Genomic DNA, 24,824 nt, shown 5'->3' on the forward strand with positions numbered 1-24,824 from the left:
ACCCGCCTTGGAGACATGATGAGCAAGATTGACCTTGATATTTCCGAGCTTCCCGACACGACCGTCTCGGTCCGTGAAGTCTTTGGCATCGATTCCGATATCCGCGTTCCGGCGTACAGCAAGGGCGACGCCTATGTGCCCGACCTCGACACCGACTATCTCTTCGATCGCGAGACGACGCTCGCCATTCTCGCCGGCTTTGCCCATAACCGCCGCGTGATGATCTCGGGCTATCACGGCACGGGTAAGTCCTCCCACATCGAGCAAGTGGCAGCCCGCCTCAACTGGCCTTGCGTGCGTATCAACCTCGACAGCCATGTCAGCCGTATCGATCTCGTCGGCAAGGATGCGATCGTCGTCAAGGACGGTCTGCAGGTCACCGAATTCAAGGACGGCATCCTGCCCTGGGCCTATCAGCACAACGTCGCCCTCGTCTTCGACGAATACGACGCCGGCCGTCCGGACGTGATGTTCGTCATCCAGCGCGTGTTGGAATCGTCGGGCCGCCTGACGCTGCTCGACCAGAGCCGCGTCATTCGTCCTCACCCGGCCTTCCGCCTGTTCGCGACCGCCAACACCATCGGTCTTGGCGACACGACCGGCCTCTATCACGGCACACAGCAGATCAACCAGGCACAGATGGACCGCTGGTCGATCGTCACGACGTTGAACTACCTGCCGCACAACAATGAAGTCGACATCGTGCTCGCGAAGGTGAAATCCTTCCGCACCGAAAAGGGCCGCGACACCGTATCCAAGATGGTGCGTGTCGCCGATCTGACCCGCGCAGCCTTCATGAACGGCGATCTTTCGACCGTCATGAGCCCGCGTACGGTCATCACCTGGGCGGAAAATGCGGAAATCTTCGGCGATGTCGCTTTTGGTTTCCGCGTGACCTTCCTTAACAAGTGCGATGAGCTGGAGCGGCCGCTGGTCGCCGAGCAGTATCAGCGCGCTTTCGGCGTCGAGCTGAAGGAAAGCGCCGCCAACATCGTGCTCGAAGCCTAAGAAGAAGAGCCAGCAACTCATGGCAGGTCGCGGAGACAATTCCAAAGCGAAGCCGGGCGCTCCGGTGGACATGGAGCCGTTGCGTCGGGCGATTACCGGCTGCGTGCGCTCGATCGCCGGCGATGCCGAGGTCGAGGTGGCCTTCGCCAACGAACGGCCGGGGATGACGGCCGAGCGCATTCGCCTGCCGGAGCTTTCGAAGCGGCCGACGGCGCATGAGCTGGCGGTGACGCGCGGTCTCGGCGATTCCATGGCGTTGAGGCTCGCCTGTCACGATGCGCGCGTGCATGCCACCATGGCGCCGCAGGGCGCCGAGGCGCGTTCCATCTTCGATGCAGTCGAACAGGCTCGCGTGGAATCGATCGGCGCACTGCGCATGAGCGGCATGGCCGCCAACCTCAATTCGATGAATTCGGAAAAATACGCCAAGGCGAATTTCACCGGCATCGAACGGCAGGAAGACGCGCCGATTGGCGAGGCCATGGCGATGATCGTGCGCGAGAAGCTGACCGGTCAGCAGCCGCCGGCAAGCGCCGGCAAGGTGCTCGACCTCTGGCGTTCCTTCATCGAGGACAAGACCGGCGGCGAACTCGACAATCTGCTTTCCGCCATCAACGACCAGCAGAGCTTCGCGCGCGTCGTCCGCAATATGCTGACGGCCATGGAAATGGCCGAGGAATACGGCGACGAGGAGATGGAGCCTGACAGCGACGAGGAGTCCGCCGAGGAGGACAAGCCGAGCGGTGAGGACCAGGACGATCAGGATGTCGAGAGCGATGATGGCTCCGACGCCGCGCCTGCCGAGGACAGCGAAGCCTCCGACGAGGAGATGGACGACGGCGAGATGGACGGCGCCGAAATCTCCGACGACGACATGAGCGAAGAGGGCGAAGAGGATTCGGAGACGCCGGGCGAGACCCGCCGTCCGAATACGCCTTTCGCCGATTTCAACGAAAAGGTCGACTACCACGTCTTCACCGAGGAGTTCGACGAGACGACGACGGCGCAGGAACTCTGCGACACGGTGGAGCTCGAGCGCCTGCGCGCCTTCCTCGACAAGCAGCTCGCGCATCTGCAGGGTGCCGTGGGGCGGCTCGCCAATCGCCTGCAGCGCCGGCTGATGGCGCAGCAGAACCGCGCCTGGGATTTCGACCTTGAAGAGGGCTATCTCGACCCGGCGCGTCTGACGCGTCTGATCATCGATCCGATGCAGGCGCTCTCCTTCAAGATGGAGCGCGACACGCAGTTCCGCGATACGGTCGTGACGCTTCTGATCGACAATTCCGGCTCCATGCGCGGCCGGCCGATCACCGTCGCAGCTACCTGCGCCGATATTCTGGCGCGCACACTGGAACGCTGCGGCGTCAAAGTCGAAATCCTCGGCTTCACCACCAAGGCCTGGAAGGGTGGGCAGGCACGCGAGAAATGGCTTGCCGGCGGCAAACCGCAGACGCCGGGCCGGCTCAACGATCTCCGCCACATCATCTACAAATCGGCCGACGAGCCCTACCGGCGGGCGCGCACCAATCTCGGCCTGATGATGCGCGAAGGTCTGCTCAAGGAAAATATCGACGGCGAGGCGCTGATCTGGGCGCATAACCGCCTGCTTGGCCGCCGCGAGCAGCGCCGCATCCTGATGATGATCTCTGACGGCGCGCCGGTTGACGATTCGACATTGTCGGTCAATCCGGGCAACTATCTTGAGCGGCACCTGCGCGCCGTGATCGAGCAGATCGAGACACGTTCGCCCGTGGAGCTGCTGGCGATCGGCATTGGCCATGACGTCACGCGCTACTATCGCCGTGCCGTCACGATCGTCGATGCCGACGAGTTGGCCGGCGCCATGACCGAGCAGCTCGCATCCCTATTTGAGGATCAGGCAAGCCTGCCGCGCATGCGTCGCGCAAGCTGAATAGCCGATAGTCAAACCTGCATTGGCCTTCGGGCCGGTGCTTCTGTCGATTTCCGTCCAGTTGCAAGGCCCGTGAGAGCCCATGAAACGCCTTTGCCGCGCGACCATGCTTGTGATGCTGCTCGCCGGCTGCGGCTCTGTGGATACTTCGGAGGGTGGGCCGGCGGACATCCATGCGACGGCGATTTCGGCGTTCAAGCCCGGTTCCGAGCAGACACGGTTCGGTGCGCTTGAATTTCTTGGCGGTCTCGAACTCAGCTCCGGCAATGCGCTCCTCGGCGCCCTCTCCGCCATCCGCTTCCGTCCGGATCAGCGTCATTTCGTTTCGGTCCTCGACACCGGCCATTGGTTGACCGGCGCCATAGAGCGTGATGAGGACGGCAGGCTGAAGGGCATCGTCGATGCCCATATCATGCCGATGATCGACCGGCTCAGTGAGACGGATGCCGGCAAAGGCGCGATGGATGCGGAGGGGCTGGCGCTGCGGGGCAATCACGTGCTCGTCAGCTATGAGCAGAATCATCGCGTCGATATCTATCCTGATCCCGGTTTCGAGACATCGCCGCCGGATGGCAGCATTCCGATCCTTATCCCGAAGAGGCAATTGCGAGCCAACCGCAGCCTGGAAGCTCTGATGATCGCGCCGCAATCGAGCCCGCTTGCGGGGGCCGCGGTGATCGTCGCGGAGCGCAGCTTAGACGATCAGGGCAACATGCTGGCGGCGATCCTCGACGGACCGCTGAAGGGCCGCTTTACAGTGCGCCATAGCGACGATTTCGACGCCAGCGACGGCGTTTTTCTGCCCGATGGCGATCTGCTGTTGCTGGAGCGGCGCTTCGATCTGGCGCATGGCATCGGCGTGCGTATCCGCCGCATTGCCGGCGGCGACATCAAACCGGACGCTGTCGTCGACGGCAACGTCATCTTCCAGGCAGGATCCAATCTGCAGATCGATAACATGGAAGGGCTGGACGCCTTCCGCGCTGCCGACGGAACGATCCACCTGATCATGGTTTCCGACGACAACCATTCGATTCTGCAGCGCAGCCTGATGCTGGAGTTCCGGCTGCGGGACGAGAATCTTGTCAGCCAAAAATGAGAAAGCCCGCGACATGCGGGCTTCATGGAATTGCGTCGGTAGCTGTTTACGCGGCGCGGACCGGCTGCATCGGCTTCAGCACGTTCATCAATGCGCCGTAAGGCAGCAGCATGACGAGGCCGACGGTCACCTTGACCGAGAAATCACCAATCGCCCAGGAAATCCAGCGCGGTGCCGACGTCGAGAAGGCACCGAGGATCGGCGCCCAGTCGATCGCGAAGGGATCGTTCGGGCCGAAGAAGACGAAGAAGGGCGCAAAGGCGAAGGAGAAGAACATCACCGTGTCCAGCATCGAGCCGATCAGCGAACCAAACAGCGGCGCGCGCCACCAGGCCATGCGGCGCAGGCGGTTGAACACCGAGATATCGAGAAGCTGGCCGGCGAGATAGGCCGAGCCGGAGGCGATGGCGATGCGCGGCTGTGCAGTGAAGAAGGAGAGCGTAACACCGACGACGAAGCCGGCGAACACCACCTTGCGCGCCGCCTTCGGGCCGAACTGCCGGTTGGTCAGGTCGGTGATCAGAAAGGCGACGGGATAGGTGAAGGCACCCCAGGTCAGGATATCCGCGAGATTGATGCCGGCGAGCGTCGCCTGCAGCGGATATTGCACGAGGATGTTGGAGGCGACGACGATGAGCGTCATCAACAGAACGTAGATAAGCGTATAGCGTGATTTCAGCATTTTTTTATCCTGGGTGATGCCACCAGTTGGAGGAAAACCGGACATGGAAAAAGGCCTGTCCGGAGGTTATCCGTGCAAGCCTTTTAGCCCGTATGATATCGAGAAGTGTGGCTTACGCGGCTACAGCAGCTTCAGCGGACTTCTTGACGATCTGTCGACGCAGCAGGCGGGCACGCATGCTGAGCTCGTTTTCGCTTGCCTTGATAAGGAAAGCGTCGAGACCGCCGCGATGCTCGACCGAGCGGAGTGCTGCAGCGGAAACGCGCAGACGGTAACGCTGGCCAAGAACGTCAGAAATCAGCGTGACCTGGCAGAGGTTCGGCAGGAACCGACGCTTGGTCTTATTGTTGGCGTGGCTGACATTGTTGCCCACGAGGACGGCCTTGCCGGTCAATTCGCACATGCGGGACATGAAACACCTACTTTTGTTTTTCTTGGCCATCGGATAGTCATCCCGGGCAAAGCCCGGCGCGCAATCCAACAGGCCATAATTGGAAAGTTGCGGTTCTATAGTCAGCGCGGCCGGCTACGTCAAGCCAAACCTTGAGCTTTCCCGCAATTCCGTCAAAAAGCTGCTGTTTTCTGATTGTCGCAGCAGGTGCATAAAGCGCCTATATATGCTGCCTGCTCTTTGTTGAAGGCTTTGGTCATGGTCCATTTTCGAAGGTGGCTTTTCATTTCGGCTCTGCTGGCGTCGATGCCCTCCATGGCATCGGCCGAGGAACTGCGGCACGAAACACAGTATCGTGTGGCGCTTGCTGGTTTTCCGATCGCGAGGGCGGATTTCAAGACCGAGGTCAAGGATAAGCAGTTCACCATCCGGGGCGATATCACGTCGGCCGGTCTTGCCGATCTTGTCACGTCCATCGATGCGAAAACCGATGTGTCCGGCACAGTCGGCGACAACAGGCTGCAGGCGACGCATTACAAGCTTTTTTATAAGAGCGGCAAAAAGGAACGCACCTATGATGTCGCCTATGCCAACGGCAACGTGACCTCGAATACGATCACGCCGGAGCCGAAGCGGCCGCAAAGCTGGATTCCGCTCAGCGACGGCGATCTGCACTCGGTGCTCGACCCGATTTCCGGGATGATCTTTCCGATTACCCCCAGTCTCAATCTCTGCAACCAGACCCTGCCTGTCTTCGACGGTGAGATGCGCATGGATCTGAAGCTGTCGCCGAAGGGATCGCACCCGTTTTCGACGGATGGCTTCAAGGGCAAGACGATCGCCTGCGGCGTTCGCTTCACGCCGAAGAGCGGCTACAAGGGAACGCGCAAGGATTACCTTTATCTCGCCAAAAGCGATGGCATGGAGATCTGGTTTGCCAAGGCCGATGCCATGAATGTATATGCGCCCGTCTACGTCCGTATCCCGACGCAATACGGAACGGTGACGATCACCGCAGTGAAATACGGCAGCTAGACGGGCTTGGAGAGACGCCCGCAGCGGCAGACTGGGGGCCAACGTGAAACTTCGTGCGACATTGACGGGATTTACGGCCATCGTGATGTGGTCGTTCCTGGCGTTGTTGACGGTGGCATCGGGTAAGATGCCGCCGTTTCAATTGCTCGCCATCTGTTTCGCCATCGGCAGCATTCCCGGCATTCTTGTTCTCGCGTTGAGGCCGGAGCGCCTGCGGCTGCTACGCCAGCCCGCCAAGGTCTGGATCACCGGCATCGCCGGGTTGTTCGGTTATCATTTTCTCTATTTCACTGCGCTTCGCCATGCGCCGGCGGTCGAGGCGGGTCTGATTGCCTATCTTTGGCCATTGCTGATCGTTGTCGGCTCGGCGCTTCTGCCGGGCGAGCGGCTGCGCTGGTACCATATCGTCGGCGCCGTGATGGGGCTTGCCGGCACGATACTGATCGTCGGTCGCAACGGTTTTCACTTCGAGGGCGCTTATGCCATCGGCTATAGCGCGGCATTCCTCTGCGCTTTCACCTGGTCCGGCTATTCATTGATCACCCGGCGGTTCGAGGAGGTATCGACCGATGTCGTCACCATCTTCTGCCTGGTGACTTCAGCCCTTTCCTTCGTCTGCCATCTTGGCCTGGAAAAGACGATTTGGCCGGACGCAGGGTCGCAGTGGGTCGCAGTACTTGGGCTGGGCCTCTTTCCGGTTGGTGCCGCCTTCTATGCCTGGGATTACGGTGTCAAGAACGGCGATATCCAGATCCTCGGCGCGGCCAGCTATGCCGCGCCGCTGCTGTCAACCCTGATCCTGACATTGTTTTGCTTTGCCGAGCCAAGCTGGGGAATCGCGCTTGCCTGCCTTCTGGTCACAGGAGGGGCGGTACTGGCGGCGCATCGCATGATCCTGCGCCGGGATGGTGTTGAAAGAGCGCAGGCGGAAGCGGCGGAATAGCTCCGCCGCAGTCAGCTCAGTTCTTGGGCGAGGCCAATGAGAAGCCCTTCAGGCCCGCGGATGTAGCAAAGCCGATACGCGTCCTTATACTGCACGACTTCGCCCACGAGCTGCGCGCCGCGATTGCGGAGCCGTTCAAGGGTATCGTCGATGTCATCCACCGTGAACATGACGCGGAGGTAGCCCAGGGCATTGACCGGGGCGTTGCGGTGATCCTCGACGACAGGCGGCGTGAGGAAGCGGGATAGCTCGAGCCGGCCGTGGCCATCCGGCATACGCATCATGGCAATCTCGACGCGCTGATCGCCCAGTCCAGTGACACGTCCGGCCCATTCTCCTTCGATCGTGGCCTGCCCTTCGAGTTCAAGGCCGAGTTCGCGAAAGAAATCAATCGTCCCTTCGAGGTCATCGACGACGATTCCTATGTTGTCCATCCGTTTCAGCGCCATGTGTCCAATCTCCAAGGTGTCATCCAGGCCCTAAACTCATGAAACTGCTTGCCAGGTCGGCAAGCTTATGAGTCTACGGCCTGATCTGGATGTTATTTCTTGAAGACCTTTTCCAGAAAGGCCACGAGTGAGGGCCGCCAGACATCCATCTCATGCTGGAGGTCCGGATATTCGTGATAGTCGTGAGCGATCTTCTTGTCGTCCAATACGGACTTCAGGCCGGCGACATCCTTGCCGACGACCTGATCCTTGCTTCCGACCGTCACCGTGAAGTTGCGCAGGGCCTTGTTGATTTTTTCTGGCTCCTTCAGCACAGCGTCTACGGTCTTGTTCGGAACGGTCGTCGTGCTGACGCCGCTGAAGGTCGCAACCCAGCCGAAGGTGTCAAGATGCGAGAGGCCGGAGACGAGCGCCTGGTATCCGCCCTGCGACAGGCCAGCCACCGCGCGTCCGTCAGCATCGCTGCGCACCTGGTAACGACTAGTCATATAGGGGATGAGATCCTCGATGAGCTCGCGATCGGCTGCTTCGGCATTTGCCGGATAGAAATCCTTGCGCCGTTCGGCGGCGGGAAAATTTTCGGCAATCGCGTCCGGCACGTCGGTTTCCGTATCCGGAATGACGACAATCATCGGCTCGATCTTCTTTTCCGCCAGCAGATTGTCGAGGATCTGCGGTGCTCGACCCTGTTCAACCCAGGACGCGGCCGTGTCGCCGAAGCCGTGATAGAGATAGAGGACGGGCAGGGGCTTCGAAGGGTCGCTGTAGCCGGGCGGCGTATAGACGTACATCTGGCGCTCCGAATTGAGCGCTTTGGAATGCAGCGTCACCAGCCGCAGGTCACCGTGCGGAACGTTGCGCGTATCGAGGATACTGCCGGGCACCAGAATGAGGCTGGTATTCACCTGCCGCTGTGGCTTGGGCGAATTCGTGCCGGGATCGATGCTGCGAAAGCCATCGACATTGAAGTAGTACTCATAAAGGTTGGGCTTTAACGGCTCGGTCTTGCCAGCCCATATGCCATCATCGCTGCGTTGCAGCGCGATCGGATCGTGCGAGCCGAGATGGACTGTCACGGCTTTTGCCGAAGGGGCGTAGAGGCGGAATGTGATCGAACCGTCCTTCTCGACAGAGGTGACGAATTCCTTCAGCGGGCGATCCGCCGGCGGTGCGGCGGGAACGTCAAGGGCAGCGGCAGGAAGGCTCATCACGCAACCCGCCATGACAAATATGGGAAACAACAAACGCACGAAAAAACCTCCTCCACATCAAGCAATTCTCTCTCTCCCCGTGTAAAGCTGACGCAGTATTGCGCTTTTTCAAGACGGCCGCGCGCAAAGCAGCCACCTTAGGTCGTGTGCGGTATCCAGCAATGTGAAAGATCAGATCGACGAAGGCTTCCAGCCGGGAGCTGCCATTTCGAAGCTGGAAAAATCGAAGCCCGGCGCGACCGTACAGCCGACAAGGGTGAAATCGCCGAGACTTTCGGCGGCCTGCCACCAGTCGGCAGGAATGATCGCCTGTGGACGCTCGCCTTTTGCGAGGTCGATGCCGAGGACGATCGTGTCGTTCGCCTTGCCGTCGGCGGAGCGATGTAGCGCGAGCGGCGCACCGGCGTAATAGTGCCAGACCTCCGCGGCATCGCGCACCCGATGCCAATGCGAGCGCTGGCCCGCTTGCAGGAGGTAGTAGATCGCCGTCGAATGGCCACGGCTGCCGCCATGCTCGTCGCGGAATGTCTGCACATACCAGCCGCCTTCCGGATGCGGCTGCATGGAAAGCGTCTCGATGATCTCTTCCGGTCGCATCAGAAATTATCCTTGCGCTTGCGGATTTCGGCAAAGACTTCCTCGTTGCTGCGGCTTTCCATCAAGAGATGCCTGCGGATCGACGGATCGGCGGCGCGGAGGAACGGATTGGTTTCTTTCTCCAGCGCGAGCGTTGTCGGAATGGTGAATTTGCCTTCGGCTCTCAGCGCCTCGATATCGGCGGCCCGCGCCTTCAGCCTTTCATTGTCGGGATCGATGGTAACGGCAAAACGGGCATTCGACAGCGTATATTCGTGGCCGAAATAGATCGCCGTTTCGTCCGGCAATACGGCAAGCTTCTGCAGGGATGCCCACATATCCGCAGCAGGCCGTTCGAACAGCCGGCCGCAGCCGAGAGCAAAGAGCGTGTCGGCGGCAAAAAGCAGCTTGTCATCCTCGAAGTGATAGCAGACATGGCCGGCCGTGTGGCCGGGCGTCTCGATGACGTTGACGGTGTGGTCGCCGAATTCAAAGGTGTCACCGTCGCTGACAGACCGGTCGAGCCCGGGAATGGCGACGGCTTCGTTGATCGGGCCGATGATCTCGCAGCCGAATTGCTCCTTCAGTGTCAGATTGCCTTCGACATGATCGGTGTGATGATGGGTGGTGAGGATGTGGCTGATCGTCCAGCCGCGACGCTTGGCGGCCGCGAGAATCGGCTCGGCTTCCGGCGCGTCGATCGACGCCGTGTAACCGCTTTCGGGATCATGGACGAGCACGCCAAAATTGTCGGAGCGGCAGATAAATACCTCTAATTCCAAGGGTTTCATGGTCGAAATGTCCTCATCGATGCGGTTGAATCGGAATGTAGGCGGTTCGGCCTTGAAGTCCAACGGGCGGCTGATAACATTTGCGCCGATGCACGCCGATATCGTCGATCTCCGCCAATTCTATCATTCCGAGCTCGGGCGCTTGGCCGAGCAATCTATCGCCATGGCGCTTTCCTCGATCTGGTCGCGACTGCCGGATGAGCGTCTTGTCGGTCTCGGCTATGCCGTTCCCTATCTCGATCGTTTCCGTGCGGATACCGAGCGCACTTTTGCGTTCATGCCGGCAGGGCAGGGTGCCGTGAACTGGCCCATGGATTCGGTTTCCTCGACAGCACTGATCTTCGATGAGGAATTGCCGCTGCCGGATAGTTCCATCGACCGGGTGCTGATGGTGCATTCGCTGGAATTCGCCGAGAGCCCACGTGAGACGCTGAAGGAGCTTTGGCGGGTGCTGGCGCCTGGCGGGCGGCTGGTCATCGTCGTGCCGAACCGCACGGGCGTGTGGGCGCGCATGGAGCATACGCCCTTCGGCTCCGGCCGACCCTATTCGCGCGGGCAGCTCACCTCGCTGCTGCGCGAGACCAACTTCACGCCGGGAGCAACCGCCGAGGCGCTGTTCTTTCCTCCTTCGAAACTGCGCACCGTCTTGCGTCTCAGACGCGCTTTCGAGCGGATCGGGCGCACACTCTGGCCGGCTTTCTCCGGCGTCATCATCGTCGAGGCGCAGAAGCGGCTCTATCAGGGCCTGCCGGTCGCCGTCCGCGCCTCACGCCGCGTCTTCGTGCCGGTACTGGCGCCGCGCGGCATTCCGACGACGCGCGACGGTGTATGATCTGGCCAGAGCGCCGTGCGTTCATTTGAACGCACAAGGGTCGCTCTGATCTTTTGAATCTAGAGCATCTTATCCGCTTGCAGGTGATTCCACCTGAAGGCGGGATGCTCTAGCCGACCGGCAAACACTCGACAAATTCGTCAATCCGCATTAATGCCACGGGGTGTCTAAAGCCGGACTTTTCCGGCCCCTTCCCAAGGTCGATCCCATGAGCATGGAAATGAGCAAGCCCGTCCCGCGCCCCGGCATTCTCGATATCGCCGCCTATGTGCCGGGCAAGGAGCACGCGCCCGGCGTGGCGCGGGTGTTCAAGCTTTCATCGAACGAGACGCCGTTCGGCGCAAGCCCCAAGGCTATAGAAGCCTTCCGCGCTGCTGGTGAGCACCTGGAACGCTATCCGGACGGGCAGGCTACGGAGCTGCGTCAGGCGATAGCCGACATCCATGGTCTGAACACCGCCAATATCCTCTGCGGCAACGGTTCCGACGAGCTGCTCGGTCTGCTTTGCCATGTCTATCTCGGCGCCGGAGATGAAGGCATCATCACCGAGCACGGCTTCCTGATCTACAGGATCCAGATCCTGGCCGCCGGCGGGACGCCGGTCACGGTCAAGGAGAAGGATCGCACCGTCGATGTCGACGCGATCCTCGCCGCCGTCACCGAGCGGACCAAGATCGTCTTCATCGCCAATCCGGCCAATCCGACCGGCACCTATGTTCCGGTTAACGAAATCCGTCGCCTGCAGGCTGGTTTGCCGAAGCACGTTATCCTCGTGCTCGACGCTGCCTATGCCGAATACGTCCGTCGCAACGATTACGAGGCCGGCCTCGAGCTCGTTTCTTCGAATCCCAATGTCGTCATGACCCGCACCTTTTCGAAGATCTACGGGCTTGCGGCGCTGCGCGTCGGCTGGATGTATGGGCCGGCCGACGTGGTGGATGCGCTGAACCGCGTGCGCGGCCCGTTCAACATGAACGCGGCAGCCATTGCCGCAGGTGCCGCCGCCATCCGCGACCAAGCCTTCACCCAGAAGGCCGTGGCGCATAACACGCTCTGGATCGAGAAGGTGACGAAGGCCTTCGAATCGATCGGCCTCGAAGTGACGCCGTCGGTCGCCAACTTCGTGCTTGTCCACTTCCCCGATGTCGAGGGCAAGCGCGCTGCCGATGCCGACGCGTTCCTGACCAGCCGCGGGTATATCCTGCGCGCGGTACGCGCCTACGGCTTCCCGAATTCGCTGCGCATGAGCATCGGGACGGAAGAGGCCAATCTGGGTGTCATCGCCGCTCTGACTGAATTCATGGGACGTAAGGCATGAGCAGCGTGCAGTTCGACCGTATCGCGCTGATCGGCATCGGCCTGATCGGCTCGTCGATCGCCCATGATATCAAGCGGCTCGGTCTTGCCAAGGAGGTGGTGATCTCGACGCGCAGCGCCGAGACGCTGAAGCGCGCCGAGGAACTCAAGCTCGGCGACCGCTATACGCCGTCGTCGGCCGAAGCCGTTAGGGATGCCGATCTCGTCATTGTCTCCGTGCCGGTCGGCGCATCGGGAAGTGTTGCCACGGAAATCTCCGCGCATCTAAAGCCGGGCGCCATTGTCACCGACGTCGGTTCAACCAAGGCGTCCGTCATCGCGCAGATGCAGCCGCATATGCCGGGCAATGTGCATTTCATTCCCGGCCACCCTATTGCGGGCACGGAGAAGTCCGGGCCCGACGCCGGATTTCCCGGGCTGTTCGAAGGCCGCTGGTGCATCTTCACGCCGATCCCCGGCACGGACGAGGCTGCCATCAAGAAGCTTCGCCATTTCTGGGAATCGCTCGGCTCGCGCGTCGACGAAATGGATGCCGCCCATCACGACAAGGTGCTGGCGATCGTTTCGCATCTGCCGCATCTGATCGCCTATAACATCGTCGGCACGGCCGATGATCTGGAGACGGTGACCGAATCGGAAGTGATCAAATATTCCGCCTCCGGTTTCCGCGATTTCACCCGTCTCGCCGCGTCCGACCCGACCATGTGGCGCGACGTCTGCCTGCACAATCGCGATGCCATTCTGGAAATGCTGGCGCGTTTCTCGGAAGATCTCGCCTATCTTCAGCGGGCCATCCGCTGGGGCGAGGGTGACAAGATCTTCGATCTCTTCACCCGCACCCGCGCCATCCGCCGCTCGATCGTCGAGGCCGGCCAAGACGTCGATGCCCCGGATTTCGGTCGCCACGCGCTGGATGTGAAGAAGTAGGAACTAAAATACCTTCGCCCCGGCGGGGAGAAGGATGCGCGTAAGCGCAGATTGAGGGGGCGTTGCTGGGAAAGAATTGCCTTTCACGTCCGTTCAAGGCCTTCGGAGCTTTGCTCCGAAGCCCCCTCATCCGGCCACTCTCGGCCTCGTTTCACTCCGCCGTTCATGTCCATTTTCTCCCCGCTGAGGCGAAGGTGTTGACTATCAGATCGGCGGAATCTTACCGAGCGGGATAAAGCCGCTAAGGGATAAGCGTCCGTGATCGGCTGTGAGATCGACGGAGACTTTGTCACTGCCGGCTGCAAGCGATTTCAGAAGCTTGGTGGCGGTGTCGATCATGTTTTTGGCCGCCGGGATCGTCGCTTTCAGGCTGTCTCCCCATGGCCCGATCTGATTGATCTGCAGTTTGAACTGGCCGGACAGAAAGCCGCGATCATCGAAATTGAAGGGGCCGGTGAGGGTCATGACGCGGCCGTCGCCGATATCGATCACTACCTGACGGAGAACGCCGGCTGCGCCATAAAGGCCGTGTCCGTCGCTGCCGTCGAGAAGGCCGGCCTTGCCGGTCAGGGTGATATCGGCGCTTGTCGATGCCGTCGGGAGCGTCTGCGGAAAATCCTTGATGACTGCAGTGGCGTTTTCGACGCCGATCGCCAGTTCCAGATCGTCGCCGTTCTGGCGTGCGTGCATTTCGGTGCGCGCGGCGGTCACGTCGGCGCTCTGGCCGGTGAAGGAGGAGACGATGCCGGCCTTCAGCCCATCGATGACGGTCTGGCTCTGCGCGACACCGCGGCCCTTGGCGACGAGGTTCGATTGCAGGTCCGTCCATTCGGCCGATACTGTCAAACCCTGTGCGGTGCGGATTTCTGCCGGCGATTTCAGCCTCCAGCCGACATGGTTCGGCTGATAGACCGGTGCCGAGGCATTGAGATTGTCGAAGGAGGCGGAGACGCCCTTTACATGATCGTCGACAGTCACCTTGGCGCAGGAAAGGCCGATGGAGAAGGGAAAGCCGCTGAAGGCCATGTCGCTGCATTCGCCCGAGATGCCGGCGGCGTTCTGCTCGCCGAGCGCCTTCAGCACGGTCGTCTTCACTATCGTCGTCGCATAAAACCAACCGCCGGTATAAAGCCCGGCCAGGATCACGATCAGCCCCAGCCCGACGAGCCACATGCGTTTGCCTCTGCCGGATGCTACGCTCTGGCTTGACGCTGCCATGTTGTTCTCCAATGGTTGAACCGATGTGTTCACAGTGATTTGGCGTTGGATATGGACGAATTTTGGGTGTTTGGCTACGGATCACTCATGTGGAATCCGGGGTTTAGCTATGTCGAAAAAGCAGAGGCCTTGATTTTCGGCTACCGCCGCTCCCTTTGCGTCCATTCCTGGGTCCATCGCGGCACGCAGGCCAGCCCCGGCCTGGTGCTCGGCCTCGATCGCGGCGGCTCCTGCCGCGGCATGGCATTCAGCATAGCTGCCGCCGAGTGGGACGAGGTCCTGAACTATCTACGCGAGCGCGAACTGGTCACCAACGTCTATCTGGAAAGAACGTTGCCCATTCGGCTTGCGGATGGCAGGAGGGTAACCGCCGTCGCCTACATTGTCGACCGGGACCATCAGCAATATGCCGGTACGCTCGATGCCATAGAGGCCGCCCATATCGTCGATTCTGCCGTCGGACAATCCGGGCCGAACGATGCCTATGTCTTCAATACGTTGGCGCATCTTCGCGAGATGGGCATTCGCGACCAGTGGCTGGAACAGGTGGCGGGCGAGATCGAGAGGATGCGGGAAGCATCCTGAGCTTCTCCCCCGCTGGAACGAAGAGGTTTCGCTTAAACCGCGGCCGCCATTTTCGCCTTGGCAATCTCCGCCAGGCGTTTTGCCGCCGTGGGCGGGACCGGCAAATGCGGATTATTGGCGATGGTTTCGACCAGCAATTCGTCGCTCGCCTTTTCCGTCTCCTCCATCAGTCGTGTGAAGAAAGCGTCGGGGTCCAGGCCTGGCGGGATCGGCGGCAGGATGCGCACCTTGAAATGGCCGGGATATTTACGGAAGGTACGGCGCGGCCAGAACAGGCCGGGATGCATGGCGACCGCGACGACGGGAATGCCGAGATCGCGATACATGCGGGCGATGCCGTATTTGTAGACCGGCTCGGCACCCGGCGGCCGGCGGGTGCCTTCGGGATAAATGATCAACTGACGGCCGGTGGAAAGCTCTTCCCGCGTGCGCTTCAGCACGTCGAACATGACCTTGCCGCGGGCGCTGCGGTCGACCGGGATCATGCGCTGCTTCTTCGCATACCAGCCGAACAGCGGGATCCACATCAGCTCGCGCTTCAAGATGTAGACGGGATCGTCGAGATAGGGCAGCAGCGCGAAGGTATCCCAGAAGGATTGATGCTTCGGGGCAAAGATGTAGCTGCCGGCGGGAATATTCTCCAGGCCCTCGATTTCGAAGGAGGTGCCGACGATCTTTTCCATCAGCCAGACACTGGATTTTGCCCAAGCCTTTGGAATCGCATAGCCGGCCTTGCGGGGCATCAGAAAATAGATCGGTGAAAGCACGATCATGCGAATGATCAGGTTGGCATAGAAGGTCGTATTGAACAGGATCGAACGCAAGGTAATCATCAAGGCTTTCCCAACACGCCGGCTTTCGCCGGCATCCGAAGCTTTGCCTACACGATTACGCTGTCAATAAAAAGTCAGTCGCGTCTCGTCAAATATCTTAGTCCGGATCATCGTCCGTCTCCCGCGAGCGCAGGCCGAGCGGACGTCCGAGGCCCGTGAGATTGCGGGCACCGGCGAGAAGAACCTTGGCATATTCGGAGAGCATGGTGCGCAGCGCGTTAGGATCGGTGAACCAGTTCGTGGTCTTGAGATCAGAATTGACCACCGGGTAGGGGATGAAATCGGTGGCCGGATCGACATATTTCAATTCGGCGAGGCTGCGCGGCATATGATAGTTGTTGGTCACCACCAATATGCTCTTGTAGCCTCTGGCGTGGATCCATTTCGCCGCCTCGCGCGCATTGCCAATGGTGTCGAGGGCGTCATAGCCGACATCGACGCAGCAATTGAAGAGACTGACGGGGCTTTGGGTCAGCCTGCGGATTTGCGACGGCGTCGTGGTCGGATGAACGCCGGAGATCAGAAGCCGATTGCCGGCGCCGGTGCGCAGCAGTTCCACCGCCTGGCCTATGCGCTGATAGCCGCCGGTCAATACGACGATGGCATCGGCCTTCGGTTCCGGCGGCGGTTTCAGCGTGGTGATCGAATCGGCAAAATGCAAGAAGCCGCCGAAGACAATGGCGACAAGGATGATGAAGCCGAAGCCGCCCCAGCGCAAAAACCGGCGGAAGAGACTACGCCGCACAGGCCTGTCGCCACGGGATTGCTCCCGCAGCGTCTGCGAACTCACGCTTTTGCGAGTCGTCAGATCCATGCTCATGATTCGTCATTATGCGCAAATTGCGGCAAGTAACGGGTCGGTAGATCGTAAAAAATCATCGCCGTAGCGTCAATTCTGCACAGTTTCGGTCCTCCCGGGGTCGGAACGGATCAAATCGATTTCATAAATAGTGCGCATGACGGTGAAACGCGCCGTGATCGTGGTGAGCAGGGCGATGATGATCATGGTGGCGAGAATGCCGAGATAGCCGAGCGCGCCGACCGAGAATGTGCCGAACAGAGCGGTTGCCTGATCGGTCTGCGGCGTGGCGATCGTGCGGCTTTGCAGAAAGCCGGCGCTGGCGAAGAACAGGGCGGCAAGCGCGCTGCCGGCAGCCGAACCCTTCAGGCTGATCTTCAGGAAATGCTTCTGGAATTCGGTGGCGACGAAGGTGCCCTCGGCGCCGACGAAGTGTAGCACCTCGACGATATGGCGGTTGCTCGACAGCGCGCCGCGTGTCGCAAAAACCACGGTTAGCACCATGGCGGTGAAAACCAGGAGCAGCACGCCGGTGCCGATGAGAACGGTCGTATGAGCCATCGAGACGAGCCGATCGACCCAGGTGCGATGGTCATCCAGCGTCGCCTGCGGAATTTGATCCTTGAGGAGGTTACGCATCGCCTCGAAATCGGGGGGATGCGTTTCGTCGATGGTGATGATCACCAGGCGCGGGACGGGCAGTTCCTTGAGATCTAGGCCGGCGCCGAGCCAGGGTTCGAGCAGGCGGGCCGTCGCCGCCTCGTCGACGATCTGGCCGCTTTTGGTGCCGACGAAACCAAGCGCGATATCGCGGGCGCTGGCGAGCGCCTTGTCCATGTCGAGATTGTCGTCCGGCTTGATCTGGATGGTGATTTCGCGGGAAATCTGGCTTTCCCAGCTTGCCGCCGTCGAGCGCACCATGCTGACGGCGCCGAGCGTCAGGCAGGCAAGAAAAGCCATGATGGCGATAACGACGATCAGCGCGTTGCCCTGGATGTTGGAGGAGGGCACGATCGGTCCGGTCGGGCGCACGCGCATTTCCGGCCGACGCCTCTCCGGCGAAGGTGCGACGGGTCTTTCCTTGTTGTTGGCAGCCCCGGTGTCTGAGGCTTTTTTGCGGGGAGCGGGCTCAGTCATAGATATCGAGATGCCCTCCCGATAAAATCATGCGCCGGGCTTCGATCTGATCCATGAGGGTGAGGTCGTGCGTGGCGATGACGACCGCGGTGCCGAGGCGATTGAGTTCGAGGAAGAGGTTGAGCAGCCGACGCGCCATGGGCGGATCGACATTGCCGGTCGGCTCGTCGGCAAGCAGGATCTCCGGACGGTCGATCAGGGCGCGGGCAATGGCGGCGCGCTGCTTCTCGCCGCCCGACAGCACCGGCGGCAACACATTGATGCGTTCGCCGAGGCCGACCCATTTCAATAGTTCCAGCACATCGGTGCGATAGGAGCTTTCCTCCTTGCCGCGCACGCGCAGGGGCAGCGCGACGTTTTCATAGGTCGTCAGATGTTCGAGCAGCCGGAAATCCTGGAAGACGATGCCGACGCGGCGGCGCAGGAGCGGAAGTTCGTTGCGCGGGATCGAGGAAATCTCGCGGTCGAACATGCGGATCAGTCCGCGGGTCGGCTGCAGCGACATGAAGAGAAGCCGAAGCAACGTCGTCTTGCCGGCGCCGGAAGGTCCCGTCAGGAACTGGAACGATTTTTTCGGAATGTCGAAGGTCAGATCCCGGAGGATTTCCGGGCCCATACCATAGCGCAAACCGACGTTCTCAAAATGAATCAACGGGCAGTCCACTCTTCCGCAGGGTTCAATCAGGCGACTTGTTAACCAAGGGCGTTAACAGCCGGTAAATTTTGCTGGAAAGGCGCCCGATTCATGGCGATCTTTGCGAAGCATTAACCATTAAAATTTACGACTGGGCAGGATTCGTTTCAATGCCCAGAATTCAGGTGGGTGTTGAAACCATGTGGATCACCGGAAAGGGAGATCGTCATGGGCACTTTTCGCCACCGCCAACAACAGGCGGGATTGATCTATGACCTGCTGCCGCCCGAGCGCGGATTGAGTTCGGGACTGTCACGCCGCTTCGATCCGAAGCCGGATATCGTCGACGCCGAGTTCGTGACGGTCATCCCCAGCCGCATCAGGACCGCCTCGACCAGCAATACCCGCGACAGGGCTTCCCATCCCGGGCAATCACCGCGGCCGGCTCCTAGAGGCGCTCTCCTCCAGGCATTCACGGGCCTGCGCCTTGCCGAGGGCTGGCTGCAGCAGGCCTCGCGCCGCAGCTTCGTGGCGCTCATCGTTGCTCTGGCCATCCTGGTCTTCGGTCTTGCCGGCGGGTTCTCGGGGTTAACAGGCACACCGGCACAGGCGACGTCGGAGCCGCTGCAGTTTTCGCATGTGACGCTGACGCCGCGCGACGAGAACGGCATGCGGGTGGTTACCGTCAACGGCATCATCGAGAACGAGACCGGCGCCACGCTCTCGGTGCCGCCCGTCCGCGCCGATATCTTCTCCGGCGGCCAATTGCTGTCGAGTGTGGTGGTGAACCCGCAGGTCAACCGCATCGGACCGCATGAGAGCCGCGGATTTTCCACGCGATTACAGCATGCCGGTGGAAAAATGCCGGATGTTCGCCTCTCCTTCATGCCCTAGGGGGTGTGTCGGCCCTCAGGTTTGTGCTACGGGCTAGAGCTTGATCGGCGGACAAGTCCGCAACAGCCATGGAGCATGCCAATCAATGCCTGTCGTACGCGGGAAGAATATCGAGCCGCTTTTCACCGCCGAGCAGATCGCCGAGCGCAATCACGCCATGGCGAAGGAAATCGCCAGCGGGCCGACGAAGGACCTCCTCGTCATCGCCATTCTCAAGGGCTCGTTCATCTTCGCCGCCGATCTGTTGCGCGCGCTGCATGAGACCGGGTTGGCGCCGGAAGTCGAGTTCATCACGCTCTCAAGCTACGGCGCGGGCACGGTTTCCCAGGGCGTGCGCATCGTCAAGGACATAGACAGCGATGTCCGGGATCGCGATGTGCTGCTGATCGACGACATTCTGGAATCCGGTCGCACGCTGCGATTCGCCAAGGAATTGCTCTACGAGCGCGGTGCCCGCCATGTCACGCTTGCGGTGCTGCTCGACAAGAGCGTCAAGCGCCAGGAAGAGCTGGAGGCCGACTATGTCGGCTTCGAATGCCCCGATTATTTCGTCGTCGGCTACGGCATGGACGTTGCCTATGCCTTCCGTGAGCTGCCCTTCGTCGGCGTGGTAACCGGAGACGCCTGAGATCTCCGGGCCAGAAATGGCTGCCGGTTTTGGGACAGTCCGATGCTCATGCAATCTGTCCCAATATGCTCCCGCGATGACGACTCATTAACCACGGAGCCGCATCGCACCACCGTCGTTTACCTATCGCAAACGGAATTCTGGTGATTTCGGTCGCGGAACATGACGGACCACGGAGCATAGACCATGGCAAAAATTCTGATCACCGAAGATGAGGACTCTCTTCGCACCTTTGTCGCGCGCGCCCTGCGTCTGGACGGCCACGAGACCGAAGAGGCGGCCGATGGCGCCGAAGGTCTGGAAAAACTGAAGCAGGGGGCCTACGACCTGCTGCTCTCCGATATCCGCATGCCGGTCATGGACGGCATCGAACTGGCCCATCAGGCTGCCTCGACCTGCCCTGGCATGAAGATTCTCCTGATGACCGGCTATGCCGAGCAGCGCGAACGTGCCGACGACCTCATGGAAAAGATCGTCGACGTCGTTTCCAAGCCCTTCGCTTTGCCGGATATCCGCAAGGCGGTGGCTCGGGCGCTGGCTGCTTAGCGGCAAGATCGGAATGGCTTCGCCAACGGCGGCGAAGCTGCCGTGACCCTATTGGCCCATGTCGAGCAGGCGCTCGAGATAACGCCGTTCCTCCGACAATGACGGATTGTTGCTCAGCCGCTCGCGGATGGCATCGAGAATTTCGCGGGCACGCTGGGTATCGATGATGTTCGGTATCTTATTCTCGTTTGTCTCATCAAAGAAACTGCCATCGCTGCGTTGGCGTCCAAGCGGATCGCGGCCGTTCTGGTTGCCCTGGCCGCCCTGACCCTGCTGCTGGCCCTGACCTTGTCCCTGCTGCTGTTGCATCTGCGCCATAAGCTGGTTCATCATATCGCGCGTGCCTTTGCGCAAGGCGTCAAGCGCGCGGCCCTGGCCCTGTACCGCGGCTTCGCCGTTGCCCTGGGCGAGATCTCCGGAGGCGCCCTTCATTTCCTGTTGGGCCCTGCCGTAATTCTGGTTCGGCTTCATGCCCATGGAGCCGAGGTCCTTCTGCAGCTCGCCGAGCTGCTTGCCGAGTTCATCCTGCTGCTTGCGCAATTGCTTCAGGGCATCGCGCAGTTGATCGGCGGTCATGTTATCCGTCTGATTGGCGCCCTGCTGCTTCTGGCCCTGTTGGCCTTGCTGGTTCTGGCCTTGCTGGTTCTGGCCTTGCTGGTTCTGGCCTTGCTGATTTTGGCCCTGCTGGTTCTGGCCTTGCTGCCGATCCTGTTGGCCCATATCCGGCTGCGCTGGATCGTTCAGATCGGGCATAGGTTGGTTCAGCGCATCGTCGCCATCCTCATTGGGATCGCCGCGCTGCATGCGGTCACGCATCGCCTGGTCGAGCTTGAAGGTCTGCTCCATCAGCTTCTGCTGGTCGCGCAGGATGCGGCCGAGCTTGTCCATCTGCTGGCGCATCTTGTCGTTGGCTTCGTTCTGCTGCTGATTCTGGCCGCGCTGTGGTCTTCCGGCCTGCAGGCTGTTCATCATCTGCTGCAGTTCGGAGAGCATCTGCTGCGCCGCTTCGCGATTGCCGGAGCGGGCGAGATTTTCAATCTGGTCCATCATCCGCTGCAAATCCTGTTGGCGCAGGATATTGGCCGACTTCTGGTTCGGCTGCGCCGGCATGTTCTTCATGCGCTCGGCGAGCTCCTTCATATAGTCGTTCATCGCCTTGCGCAGTTCGTCCGTCAGCTTTTTGATTTCGGCGTCGGACGCATTGCGCTGCAGAGCCTCTGATAGCTTCTGCTGCGCGTCGCGCAGTGCTTTCTCCGCATCGGTCAATTGCGCGTCTTCCATGCCGAGCGCGATCTGCCAGAGGTAGTCGGCAGTATCCTTCAGCGCGATATCGCCGCGCGCGATTTTCATGCGTGTCAGCGCCGATTCGAGCAGCAGATAATTGCCGAGATCCGGGATCGTCTCGTTCGCACGGATCGTCAGCGATTGATTAAGCTCGATCGCCTCGGGCATCTTGCGGGTGTCCAGCGCGAAAACCTGGCGTTCCTCGGCAACGGCGGCGGCGAGCGGCTCACTGAAATTGCGCGAGGGGAGGGTCATCTCATAGGGTGCGCTGCGGCCCGTCTGGCCGGCGCCGTCGCGAGCAACGAGACTGACGCGCACTTGCTTGCCGGCAAGCGGATCCTGCGTCAGGTCATGGCTCGCCAATCCTTTGCCATTACGCCGGTCGCGACGCGAAATCTCCAGCTTGTATTCCGGCAGACCGTAAAGCGGCGTGGCCTGGGGATCGGTATCGACAGGTACGATTTCGGCATGGGCCTCCTCGACGCCGTAGTCGTCCTTGACCTTGAAGCCGAGTTCGAGCGCGCCGTTGGGTGTTGCATGCGGAATGCCGTCGAAAGCGATTTCCGGCGGCTTGTCGGTGACCACTTTGAAAGACCAGGATCTACCGTTGACGGTGAGCTTGCCACCTTTTTCGAGCTTCAATACATGCGTACGGGCGGTCATGGCGCCGGCAACAGCCGGGGCGGCAGCGTTATTCGATACCGGCTGCGCAGCCGGAGGCGTGGCGGCGTTGCCGGCAGGAGGCGGCTGCTTGCCGGCATCCGCGGCCTGTTCGGGGATCTCGGCACCAGTGTCGCTGCCGGCGGTCTGGAACAGGACCTTCTCATCCGTCGAAGCGCCGGTGACGCGCACGGTGAGTTCCGAGAATTGCGGGACGTTGACGCTGTCACCCGTGTTGGCGGCACTGCCCGTCAGGTAGACGGGGGCTTCACCGGTGTAATAGGGCGGCGTCACCCAGGCGTCGACGCGCACGTCGGGATTGACAGACGTCACCGCCGGAGCGGTGAAGGCATCCGTCAGCGAGCCGCCGCTGTTGGACATGGAAAAGCTGAAAGCCGTCACCAGCAGCAGCGCCGGAATGGTGCGGAGCGCGAAGCGGTCGTAACGGGCGATATCGGGGCGAGGCAGGCCGGCGTCTAAGGCGGCGATCCGCGCTGCCATGCGCGCCTGATGTTCCCGCCATAGCGCCCGGGCAAAGGGCGTGTCGAAAGCCGGCTCGTCTTCCTGCACGGTGACCGGCTGGTGGGCGAGGCCATTGCGCTCCTCCAGCATCCGGTCGGCTTCGGCAACCGTCGGCCAGCGCAGGCGGCGGAAGGGGACAACGGAGATGGCGAAGGCGATGGCGAAAACGGCAAGCAGGGCGAAGCGCAGTGCATCGGGCGCGATGCGGAAAATGCCGAACCAGGCTGCCGAGACGAAAAGAGCCAGAATCGAAAGCGGCACCAGCAGCAGGGGCAAGATCTGCTCCGAGGCCAATACCAGCCGCGCGAAGAGACGTTTGACCGCAACCAGCCGCGCCAGCGCCGGACGGGTGGCGAGAGCGCCTTTCTTGAGGTTGCTGGGGCTGGTCATCGGTCCGGTTTTCTCCCCGATCTGACGTTGATAGCTATCTCTCCGATCGAGATGGTCGGGCGTCGCATAGGGCCGCAATCACGCCGCCCGGCGGGACGCCTTCACAGGAAGATAACATTCTTTGTGGCGAAGACGAGGGCAAGCGGCCGTAAAGGCCGCTTTTTCATCGGATTTCGCCGAAACGTGATTGAGCGGGTCGGTCGGGCAAGGCGCGTGAATCCCACCGAAAACCGGCCCGGATTTTCGAAACTAAGCGTCGAACCAAGGCGGAATCGAATCGAGCCCGATCAGCTCTTCATAGGTCCTGCGTGGCCGGATGACATGGAAATCGCTGCCCTTGACCAGCACTTCGGGGACCAGAAGCCGGCTGTTATAGGTGCCGGCCTGTACCGCGCCGTAAGCGCCGCCGGAGCTGACGGCCAACAGATCGCCGGGCTTCGGCATTGCCATTTCACGGTCGAGAGCCAAATAGTCGCCGGTCTCGCAGACCGGGCCGACGACATCGGCCTTGATGCGCGGGGCATTGGCGGCGGTGATCTCGACAGCGCGAATTTCGTGATAGGCCTCGTAAAGCGTCGGGCGGATCAGGTCGTTCATCGCGCCGTCGACAATGACGAAGGTCTTGTGGCCGCCGTCCTTTACGTAGATCACCTCGGTCACGAGGATGCCGGCATTGCCGACGATCAGGCGGCCGGGCTCAGTGACGATCTTGCAGTTCAGGCCGCTCAACTGGTTCTTGACGATATGGGCATAGGCTTCCGGTGCCGGCGGCGGATCGTTGTCGTCGCGGTAGGGAATGCCAAGGCCACCGCCGATATCGACATGACGGATATCGTGGCCGTCGCCGCGCAGCGTCTCGACGAGATCGCGCAGCAGCTTGAAGGCGTCCTCGAAGGGCTGCAGCTCAGTGATCTGACTGCCGATATGCATGTCGATGCCGGTGACCTTGATGCTTGGCAGATTGGCGGCGCGGCCATAGACGGCGCGGGCACGTTCCCAGGAGATGCCGAACTTGTTTTCCTTCTTGCCGGTCGAAATCTTCGCATGCGTGCGGGCATCGACGTCGGGATTGATGCGGAAGGAGACGGGGGCGATCTTGCCGGCGCGGACGGCGCGCTGGTTCAGCACTTCCAGTTCCGGCTCGGATTCGACATTGAAGCAGTAGATGCCGGCTTCGAGCGCCACATCCATTTCCTCAGCCGTCTTGCCGACGCCGGAGAACATGATGCGGCTCGCGGGGATGCCGGCGGCAAGGGCACGATGCAGTTCGCCCACGGAAACGACGTCGACGCCAGCGCCGAGCCGCCCGAGCGTCTTCAACACCGCCTGATTGGAATTGGCCTTCATCGCATAGCAGACCATGGCGTCGACATCGCCGAAAGCTTCGGAGAAGACGCGATAGTGACGCTCGAGCGTTGCCGTCGAATAGACGTAGAAAGGCGTGCCGACAGCCTTGGCGATTTCCGGAACGGGAACGTCCTCGGCGTAGAGAATGCCGTCGCGATATTGAAAATGGTTCAC

The 24,824-nt window shown here is 61.0% G+C and carries 25 protein-coding genes; 12 read left to right on the forward strand and 13 right to left on the reverse strand.

Going from position 1 to position 24,824, the window contains the following annotated elements:
* The first annotated feature begins 18 nt into the window (after positions 1–18).
* The 3 genes from cobS to K290_RS0127345 all read left to right on the forward strand — a co-directional run bounded on the left by cobS (position 19) and on the right by K290_RS0127345 (position 4,019).
* The gene (gene cobS, locus K290_RS0127335; RefSeq protein WP_028754801.1) at positions 19–1,008 is read left to right on the forward strand and encodes a cobaltochelatase subunit CobS; all 990 of its coding nucleotides are present in this window, start codon (positions 19–21) and stop codon (positions 1,006–1,008) included.
* Between the two features lie 19 nt (positions 1,009–1,027).
* Positions 1,028–2,920: a cobaltochelatase subunit CobT gene (gene cobT / locus K290_RS0127340; protein WP_028754802.1), complete on the forward strand. Its 1,893-nt coding sequence runs from the start codon at positions 1,028–1,030 to the stop codon at positions 2,918–2,920.
* A gap of 82 nt (positions 2,921–3,002) precedes the next feature.
* Positions 3,003–4,019, forward strand: a complete 1,017-nt coding sequence (locus tag K290_RS0127345; protein ID WP_028754803.1) for an esterase-like activity of phytase family protein — start codon at positions 3,003–3,005, stop codon at positions 4,017–4,019.
* A gap of 46 nt (positions 4,020–4,065) precedes the next feature.
* On the opposite strand, the gene K290_RS0127350 is transcribed toward K290_RS0127345, so the two are convergent.
* Complete coding sequence (locus tag K290_RS0127350) at positions 4,066–4,701, reverse strand: queuosine precursor transporter (RefSeq protein WP_028754804.1); 636 nt, start codon at positions 4,699–4,701, stop codon at positions 4,066–4,068.
* 112 nt (positions 4,702–4,813) lie between these two features.
* On the reverse strand, positions 4,814–5,113 hold the full coding sequence (rpmB, locus tag K290_RS0127355; RefSeq protein WP_004107717.1) for a 50S ribosomal protein L28: 300 nt from the start codon (positions 5,111–5,113) through the stop codon (positions 4,814–4,816).
* Between the two features lie 237 nt (positions 5,114–5,350).
* Here rpmB and K290_RS0127360 point away from each other — a divergent pair, with 237 nt between their 5' ends.
* Together K290_RS0127360 and yddG are read left to right on the forward strand one after the other, a co-directional pair.
* Complete coding sequence (locus K290_RS0127360; RefSeq protein WP_028754805.1) at positions 5,351–6,127, forward strand: DUF3108 domain-containing protein; 777 nt, start codon at positions 5,351–5,353, stop codon at positions 6,125–6,127.
* 43 nt (positions 6,128–6,170) lie between these two features.
* Positions 6,171–7,070: an aromatic amino acid exporter YddG gene (gene yddG, locus K290_RS0127365; RefSeq protein WP_028754806.1), complete on the forward strand. Its 900-nt coding sequence runs from the start codon at positions 6,171–6,173 to the stop codon at positions 7,068–7,070.
* Positions 7,071–7,081: 11 nt separating this feature from the next.
* Here yddG and K290_RS0127370 read toward each other — a convergent pair whose 3' ends face one another.
* The 4 genes from K290_RS0127370 to gloB form a co-directional block, all read right to left on the reverse strand.
* Entirely contained in the window at positions 7,082–7,519 is a 438-nt protein-coding gene (locus K290_RS0127370) for a VOC family protein (protein WP_028754807.1), read from the reverse strand.
* A 92-nt stretch (positions 7,520–7,611) separates the two neighbouring features.
* Complete coding sequence (locus tag K290_RS0127375; RefSeq protein ID WP_210311456.1) at positions 7,612–8,727, reverse strand: esterase; 1,116 nt, start codon at positions 8,725–8,727, stop codon at positions 7,612–7,614.
* A 174-nt stretch (positions 8,728–8,901) separates the two neighbouring features.
* Positions 8,902–9,327: a cupin domain-containing protein gene (locus K290_RS0127380; protein ID WP_028754809.1), complete on the reverse strand. Its 426-nt coding sequence runs from the start codon at positions 9,325–9,327 to the stop codon at positions 8,902–8,904.
* Positions 9,327–10,097, reverse strand: a complete 771-nt coding sequence (gloB, locus tag K290_RS0127385) for a hydroxyacylglutathione hydrolase (protein ID WP_028754810.1) — start codon at positions 10,095–10,097, stop codon at positions 9,327–9,329. The genes K290_RS0127380 and gloB overlap by 1 nt, the downstream gene beginning before the upstream one ends.
* A 52-nt stretch (positions 10,098–10,149) precedes the next feature.
* Here gloB and K290_RS0127390 point away from each other — a divergent pair, with 52 nt between their 5' ends.
* The 3 genes from K290_RS0127390 to K290_RS0127400 all read left to right on the forward strand — a co-directional run bounded on the left by K290_RS0127390 (position 10,150) and on the right by K290_RS0127400 (position 13,173).
* Positions 10,150–10,929 (forward strand): class I SAM-dependent methyltransferase, encoded by a 780-nt coding sequence (locus K290_RS0127390; protein WP_028754811.1) that lies wholly within the window; start codon positions 10,150–10,152, stop codon positions 10,927–10,929.
* 208 nt (positions 10,930–11,137) lie between these two features.
* A complete protein-coding gene (gene hisC, locus K290_RS0127395) occupies positions 11,138–12,247 on the forward strand; it encodes a histidinol-phosphate transaminase (protein WP_028754812.1) in 1,110 nt (369 codons plus the stop codon).
* Positions 12,244–13,173 carry a prephenate/arogenate dehydrogenase family protein gene (locus tag K290_RS0127400; RefSeq protein ID WP_028754813.1) on the forward strand — a complete coding sequence of 310 codons (930 nt, stop codon included), beginning with the start codon at positions 12,244–12,246 and terminating at the stop codon, positions 13,171–13,173. The genes hisC and K290_RS0127400 overlap by 4 nt, the downstream gene beginning before the upstream one ends.
* A 204-nt stretch (positions 13,174–13,377) precedes the next feature.
* On the opposite strand, the gene K290_RS0127405 is transcribed toward K290_RS0127400, so the two are convergent.
* Positions 13,378–14,391 carry a DUF2125 domain-containing protein gene (locus tag K290_RS0127405; RefSeq protein ID WP_028754814.1) on the reverse strand — a complete coding sequence of 338 codons (1,014 nt, stop codon included), beginning with the start codon at positions 14,389–14,391 and terminating at the stop codon, positions 13,378–13,380.
* 51 nt (positions 14,392–14,442) lie between these two features.
* On the opposite strand from K290_RS0127405, the gene K290_RS0127410 reads away from it, so the two are divergent.
* Positions 14,443–14,976 carry a gamma-glutamylcyclotransferase gene (locus tag K290_RS0127410; protein WP_028754815.1) on the forward strand — a complete coding sequence of 178 codons (534 nt, stop codon included), beginning with the start codon at positions 14,443–14,445 and terminating at the stop codon, positions 14,974–14,976.
* A gap of 32 nt (positions 14,977–15,008) precedes the next feature.
* Here the strand turns inward: K290_RS0127410 and K290_RS0127415 are convergent, their stop codons facing one another.
* The 4 genes from K290_RS0127415 to ftsE form a co-directional block, all read right to left on the reverse strand.
* Positions 15,009–15,809: a lysophospholipid acyltransferase family protein gene (locus tag K290_RS0127415; RefSeq protein ID WP_028754816.1), complete on the reverse strand. Its 801-nt coding sequence runs from the start codon at positions 15,807–15,809 to the stop codon at positions 15,009–15,011.
* A gap of 97 nt (positions 15,810–15,906) precedes the next feature.
* Positions 15,907–16,623, reverse strand: a complete 717-nt coding sequence (locus K290_RS0127420; protein WP_037136407.1) for a YdcF family protein — start codon at positions 16,621–16,623, stop codon at positions 15,907–15,909.
* 75 nt (positions 16,624–16,698) lie between these two features.
* Positions 16,699–17,745: a cell division protein FtsX gene (locus K290_RS0127425; RefSeq protein ID WP_051264235.1), complete on the reverse strand. Its 1,047-nt coding sequence runs from the start codon at positions 17,743–17,745 to the stop codon at positions 16,699–16,701.
* Positions 17,738–18,397, reverse strand: coding sequence for a cell division ATP-binding protein FtsE (ftsE, locus tag K290_RS0127430; RefSeq protein ID WP_028754819.1), 660 nt, complete (start codon positions 18,395–18,397; stop codon positions 17,738–17,740). The genes K290_RS0127425 and ftsE overlap by 8 nt, the downstream gene beginning before the upstream one ends.
* 210 nt (positions 18,398–18,607) lie before the next feature.
* On the opposite strand from ftsE, the gene K290_RS0127435 reads away from it, so the two are divergent.
* The 3 genes from K290_RS0127435 (at position 18,608) to K290_RS0127445 (ending at position 20,447) form a co-directional block, all read left to right on the forward strand.
* On the forward strand, positions 18,608–19,273 hold the full coding sequence (locus tag K290_RS0127435) for a hypothetical protein (protein WP_028754820.1): 666 nt from the start codon (positions 18,608–18,610) through the stop codon (positions 19,271–19,273).
* 85 nt (positions 19,274–19,358) lie between these two features.
* Complete coding sequence (gene hpt, locus K290_RS0127440; RefSeq protein WP_028754821.1) at positions 19,359–19,901, forward strand: hypoxanthine phosphoribosyltransferase; 543 nt, start codon at positions 19,359–19,361, stop codon at positions 19,899–19,901.
* Positions 19,902–20,087: 186 nt separating this feature from the next.
* Positions 20,088–20,447 (forward strand): response regulator, encoded by a 360-nt coding sequence (locus K290_RS0127445; protein ID WP_028754822.1) that lies wholly within the window; start codon positions 20,088–20,090, stop codon positions 20,445–20,447.
* 48 nt (positions 20,448–20,495) lie between these two features.
* Here K290_RS0127445 and K290_RS0127450 read toward each other — a convergent pair whose 3' ends face one another.
* A complete protein-coding gene (locus tag K290_RS0127450; protein ID WP_028754823.1) occupies positions 20,496–23,303 on the reverse strand; it encodes a TIGR02302 family protein in 2,808 nt (935 codons plus the stop codon).
* A 249-nt stretch (positions 23,304–23,552) separates the two neighbouring features.
* Positions 23,553–24,824, reverse strand: coding sequence for a diaminopimelate decarboxylase (gene lysA, locus K290_RS0127455; protein WP_028754824.1), 1,272 nt, complete (start codon positions 24,822–24,824; stop codon positions 23,553–23,555).

The organism is Rhizobium leucaenae USDA 9039 (assembly GCF_000426285.1).
Lineage (GTDB): Bacteria > Pseudomonadota > Alphaproteobacteria > Rhizobiales > Rhizobiaceae > Rhizobium > Rhizobium leucaenae.